Source organism: Streptomyces sp. NPDC054840 (genome assembly GCF_053611065.1).
In genome coordinates this window covers 1-3,733 of sequence record NZ_JBSGZP010000704.1, presented here as the reverse complement: position 1 = coordinate 3,733, position 3,733 = coordinate 1, and the positions used below count along the sequence as shown (strand labels likewise).

The following is a 3,733-nucleotide window of genomic DNA, read 5'->3' as shown; positions in this document are numbered from 1 at the left end:
GGACCGCGAACAGGCCGGACTGGAGGCCGAACTGGCCCTCGTACGGGACGGCGCGCCCACCGTCGCGGCGCGAGCCCGCACCCTGGAGGACCGGGTCCGGATGGTCTCCGGCGCGGCCACCTCGCTGCGCCGGGCCGAGACCACGGCGGCCCGGCTGAAGGAGGCCGACGGCCAGCTCGCCGACGCCGCGTTCAAGGCCGGGTTCGACACCATCGAGGCCGCCGCCGACGCGGTGCTCCCGGAGTACGAACGCACCGCGCTCCAACATCGGATGGACGCCTGGCAGACGGAGGAGGCCCTGCTGGCGGACCGCCGTCGGGAGACGGGCGCCGCCGAAGCGGCAGCCCTGCCTCCGGCCGCACCGGATGTGGCCGAGGCCCGTGCGACCTCGGCCGCGGCGAAGCTTCGTACGGCGGGGTCGGCGGCCGACGCGGCCCGGGTGCGCTGCGCGGAGCTCGACCGGCTCTCCCGGCAGGCCGAGCAGGAACTGCGCGCGCTCGGCCCGCTGCGCGAGGCCTACGACCGGGTCGCCCGGCTGGCCGGACTCACCGCCGGCACCTCCGCCGACAACGAGCGCAGGATGCGCCTGGAGGCCTACGTGCTGGCCGCCCGCCTGGAGCAGGTGGCCGCCGCCGCGACGGTACGGCTGCTGCGCATGTCCGGCGGCCGCTACACCCTGGTCCACTCCGACGCGCGCGCCAGCGGACGGGGGCGCTCCGGCCTCGGACTGCACGTGGTCGACGCGTGGACCGGCAGTGAGCGGGACACCGCCACCCTGTCGGGCGGCGAGACCTTCTTCGCCTCGCTCGCCCTGGCGCTCGGCCTCGCGGACGTGGTCACGGACGAGGCGGGCGGGATGCGGCTCGACACCCTCTTCATCGACGAGGGCTTCGGCAGCCTCGACGACCAGGCGCTGGACGAGGTGCTCGACGTCCTGGACTCGCTGCGCGAGCGGGACCGCAGCGTCGGCATCGTCAGCCACGTCGCCGACCTGCGGACCCGCGTCCAGACGCAGCTGGAGATCGTCAAGCAGCGCGGCGGCTCCGTGGTGCGCCACCGGACGGCGGCGCTCACGGACTGAGCCCGGCGGGGCGGGCTGCGCCAGGGGCTGGACCGGGGCCAAGGCCGGGGCGGGGGCAGAGGCGGGGGCAGCGGCAGAGGCAGCGGCCGCGGGCTCAGGGGCTGAGCGGCCTGCGGGGCAGCGGCGAAGAGTAGACGATGCTCGTCGTCACCGGTCCGAGGCCCGAGATCCGGCCCGTGACCTCCTCCAGGTGCGCCATCGAGCGCGCCGCGACCTTGAGGACGAAACAGTCGTCCCCGGTCACGTGATGCGCCTCCAGGATCTCGGGGGCCGACTCCAGGAAGTCGTGGAACGGCTTGTAGTTCCCGTGCGGGTAGCGCAGCCGAACCAGCGCGAGGATCGACTTGCCGAGCTTTTCCGGATCCACCACCGCCGTGTACCCGGTGATGATGCCGGTCTCCTCCAGCCGGCGGACCCGCTCGGTGACGGCGCTCGCGGACATGGACACGGAGCGGGCGAGCTCGGTGAAACTGGCGCGGCCGTCCCGCTGGAGGGTTTCAAGGATCCGCCAGTCGGTGGCGTCAGGGGAATAGTCGGTCATGGGGCAGGTTTAGCAGGGGATTCCCCGGTCCGACAAGGAAAAGGCCGGGGGAAACCACTTCCGGCGATGATCAACGGATCGTAGATTTCTTGCCATGACGACACAGAGCACCTCCTCCGTCCCCGCCGCCACCAACCCCGTGCTCCGGGTGCCCCCGGCCTCCCCGGCCGCGGCGGCCGCGTACTTCGCCGCGAGCCTGGCCTTCCACGCGGACGTGTCGGATGTCGCCGCCGCCCTCAAGGCCCACCGCGAGCAGGGCGCCGAGCTCGGCTTCCAGCTCGTCGACTCCCGCTCGACCCCGTCCTGGGACCAGGCCCACGTGCCCGGGGCCGTCCACCTGCCCACCGCCGTCGTTCCCGAGCAGGCCGAGCGGCTTCTGGACAAGAACGTCCCCGTCGTGACGTACTGCTGGGGACCGGGCTGCAACGGCGGTACCCGCTCCGCCCTCGCCCTGGCGGAACTCGGCTTCCAGGTCAAGGAGATGCTCGGCGGCATCGAGTACTGGATCCGCGAGGGCTTCGAGGTCGAGACCTGGCAGGGCAGCCGGCAGCGCGCCGAGGCCGACCCCCTGACCGCACCGACCGGCTCCGACGACTGCGGCTGCTGAGGTGTGTGCCTTACAGGGCCGACGAGGACGGGCCGCTCCTCCCCCGGGGGATGAGCGGCCCGCCTGTCGTCCGTCGTCCGTCGTCCGCCGCCCCTCGTCCGTCGCCGGCGCGGCCGAGCCGTCAGAGCTTCGACAGCTCGTCGACCAGATCGTCCAGCCCCAGCGAGCCCTGCGACAGCGCCGCCATGTGCCAGGCCTTCAGGTCGAAGGAATCACCCTGCGCGGCACGCGCGTTGTCCCGGCCCAGCAGCCAGGCACGCTCACCCAGCTTGTAGCCGATCGCCTGCCCCGGCATCGACAGATAGCGGGTCAGCTCGCTCTCGACGAAGTCCGCCGGCCGGCCGCTGTGCAGGCCGAAGAACTCCTGCGCCAGATCCACCGTCCACTGCTCGCCGGGGTGGAACGGCGAGTCCGCCGGGATCTCCAGGCCCACGTGCATACCGATGTCCACGATGACCCGCGCCGCCCGCATCATCTGGCAGTCCAGGTAACCCAGGCGCTGCTCGGCGTCCTTGAGGTAGCCCAGCTCGTCCATCAGCCGCTCCGCGTACAGCGCCCAGCCCTCGGCGTTGGCGCTGACCATGCCGACGGTGGCCTGGTAGCGCGAGAGCTGGTCCGCCACGTGCGTCCACTGCGCGAGCTGCAGGTGGTGACCCGGCACGCCCTCGTGGTACCAGGTGGACACCAGGTCGTACACGGGGAAGCGGGTCAGGCCCATGGTGGGCAGCCAGGTCCGGCCCGGCCGGGAGAAGTCCTCCGAGGGGGACGTGTAGTACGGGGCCGCGGGGCCGCCCGGCGGGGCGATGCGGGACTCCACCTTGCGGACGCGCTCGGCGAGTTCGAAGTGGGTGCCGTCGAGGTTCCCGATGGCCTCGTCCATCAGCCCCTGCAGCCAGGCCTGGACCTCGTCCACACCCTCGATGTGCGTGCCGTGCTCGTCCAGGTGCTTCAGGGCCTCCCACGGGCCGGCGCCCGGAAGGATCTTGGCCGCCTCGGACTGCATCTCGGCGAGCAGCCGGTGGTACTCCGACCAGCCGTAGGCGTACGCCTCTTCCAGGTCCAGGTCGGTGCCGTTGAAGAAACGGGCCCAGCGGGCGTACCGCTCGCGGCCCACGGTGTCGGGCCGGCCCTCGACGGCCGGGGCGTACACCGAGCGCATCCAGTCGCGCAGTTGGACGACGGCGGCGGTCGCGCCCGCGGCCGCGGCGTCCAGTTCGGCGCGCAGGGAGTCCGGACCGGCGGAGACGAAGCCCTCGAAGAAGGGTGCCTCGGAGCCGTCCTCGCCCACCCAGGTCGTGAGCTGGCCGATCATGGTGGTGGTGGCGCGGGGGCCACCGTACAGGCCACGCTCCAGGCCCAGCCCGAGGCTCTCGCGGTAGCCGTCGAAGGCGGCCGGTACGGCCCGCAGGCGCTCGGCGATCGCCGCCCAGTCCTCGTCGGTGTCGGCGGGGGTCAGGGAGAAGATCTCACGGACGGAGTGCGCGGGGCTGTGGATGTTGCTGAC

Annotated in this window: 4 protein-coding genes; 2 read left to right on the top strand and 2 right to left on the bottom strand. The window is 72.8% G+C overall.

From position 1 onward, the window contains the following. On the top strand, positions 1-1,081 hold a 1,081-nt coding region (locus tag ACWGIU_RS32600), incomplete at its 5' end, for an SbcC/MukB-like Walker B domain-containing protein (RefSeq protein WP_453711714.1). Positions 1,082-1,175: 94 nt separating this feature from the next. On the opposite strand, the gene ACWGIU_RS32595 is transcribed toward ACWGIU_RS32600, so the two are convergent. Continuing rightward, positions 1,176-1,622 carry an Lrp/AsnC family transcriptional regulator gene (locus ACWGIU_RS32595; RefSeq protein ID WP_453711713.1) on the bottom strand — a complete coding sequence of 149 codons (447 nt, stop codon included), beginning with the start codon at positions 1,620-1,622 and terminating at the stop codon, positions 1,176-1,178. 94 nt (positions 1,623-1,716) lie between these two features. Between ACWGIU_RS32595 and ACWGIU_RS32590 the strand changes: the two genes are divergently transcribed. After that, entirely contained in the window at positions 1,717-2,229 is a 513-nt protein-coding gene (locus ACWGIU_RS32590; protein ID WP_453711712.1) for a rhodanese-like domain-containing protein, read from the top strand. Positions 2,230-2,350: 121 nt separating this feature from the next. On the opposite strand, the gene ACWGIU_RS32585 is transcribed toward ACWGIU_RS32590, so the two are convergent. After that, positions 2,351-3,733, bottom strand: a 1,383-nt coding sequence (locus tag ACWGIU_RS32585) for a DUF885 domain-containing protein (protein ID WP_453711711.1), incomplete at its 5' end; no start/stop codon positions are given.

Coding starts and splice junctions, on each gene's coding strand:
- ACWGIU_RS32595 (WP_453711713.1), bottom strand. CDS start 1,622: ATGACCGACTATTCCCCTGACGCCACCGACTGGCGGATCCTTGAAACC.
- ACWGIU_RS32590 (WP_453711712.1), top strand. CDS start 1,717: ATGACGACACAGAGCACCTCCTCCGTCCCCGCCGCCACCAACCCCGTG.